The organism is Streptomyces apricus (genome assembly GCF_008369065.1).
Lineage (GTDB): Bacteria > Actinomycetota > Actinomycetes > Streptomycetales > Streptomycetaceae > Streptomyces > Streptomyces apricus.
The window spans coordinates 1-1,194 of sequence record NZ_VDFC01000219.1; the positions used below are offsets into that span (position 1 = coordinate 1).

Genomic DNA, 1,194 nt, shown 5'->3' on the forward strand with positions numbered 1-1,194 from the left:
GCCCCCACCTCGGCCACGACACCCGCGCCCTCGTGCCCGAGCACCACGGGCACCGGGAAGGGGATGGTGCCGTCCACCACGGAGAGGTCGCTGTGGCACAGCCCCGCCGCGGCGACATCGACCAGCACCTCGCCGGGCCCCGGGCCCCGTACCTCCAGGTCGTCGACGACCTGGGTCCGCTTGCCGTCGAAGATCACGCCCCGCATGCCGCACCCCGCATCACGCCCACCTCAGCCCTTCGCTTCCCTGGGAAGGCCGAGCACGCGCTCGGCGATGATCGTGCGCTGGATCTCGTCCGAGCCGCCGTAGATCGTGTCGGCCCGGCCGAAGAGGAACAGGTGCTGCAGCGCGTCGAGTTCGTAGGGCGCGGCGGCCGTCCAGTCCCGCGGTCCCACCGCCGCCCCGGCGCCGCGCACCCGCACCGCGAGTTCGCCGAGCCGCTGGTGCCACCGGCCCCACAGCAGCTTGGCCACGCTGGGCGCGCCCGGGACGCCCGGACCGCCCAGCGTCCGCAGGGCGTTCCACCGCATGGTGCGCAGCTCGGCCCACTGGCGCACGAGCAGGTCGCGGACGACCGGGTCGTCGGCCGCCCCGGTGGCGACGGCCTCCTCCAGCACCTGTCCCAGCTCCTGGGCGAAGCCGATCTGCTGGGCGAGGGTGGAGACGCCCCGTTCGAAGCCGAGCAGGCTCATGGCGACCCGCCAGCCGTTCCCCTCGCCGCCGACGACGTGCTCGGCGCGCACGCGGGCCCCGTCGAAGAAGACCTCGTTGAACTCGCTGGTCCCGGTCAGCTGCCGGATCGGCCGCACCTCGACGCGGCCGGGCTGGTCCATCGGCACGAGCAGGAAGCTCAGTCCGCGGTGCCTGCTCGAGCCGGCCTCGGTGCGCGCCAGGACGAAGCACCAGTCCGCCTCGTGCGCCAGCGAGGTCCAGATCTTCTGCCCGCTGATCCGGTAGCCGCCCGGCTCCCGCACGGCGGCGGTACGGATCCCCGCGAGGTCGGACCCGGCGCCGGGCTCGCTGTACCCCTGGCACCAGAGCTCGTCCCCGGCGGCGACGCGCGGCAGGAAGCGGGCCTTCTGCTCCTCGCTGCCGTGCGCGACGAGGGTGGGGGCCAGCAGCTTCTCCCCGATGTGCCCGCTGCGCGCGGGCGCCCGGGCCCGTGCGTACTCCTCGGCCCACACCACCTGCCGC

Annotated in this window: 2 protein-coding genes; both read right to left on the bottom strand. The window is 74.9% G+C overall.

Going from position 1 to position 1,194, the window contains the following annotated elements:
* Positions 1–206, bottom strand: a 206-nt coding sequence (locus tag FGF04_RS39295) for an alcohol dehydrogenase catalytic domain-containing protein (protein WP_149516174.1), incomplete at its 3' end; no start/stop codon positions are given.
* Between the two features lie 24 nt (positions 207–230).
* Positions 231–1,194 (bottom strand): acyl-CoA dehydrogenase family protein (locus tag FGF04_RS39300; RefSeq protein WP_149516175.1); only part of this gene is annotated, 964 nt, incomplete at its 5' end.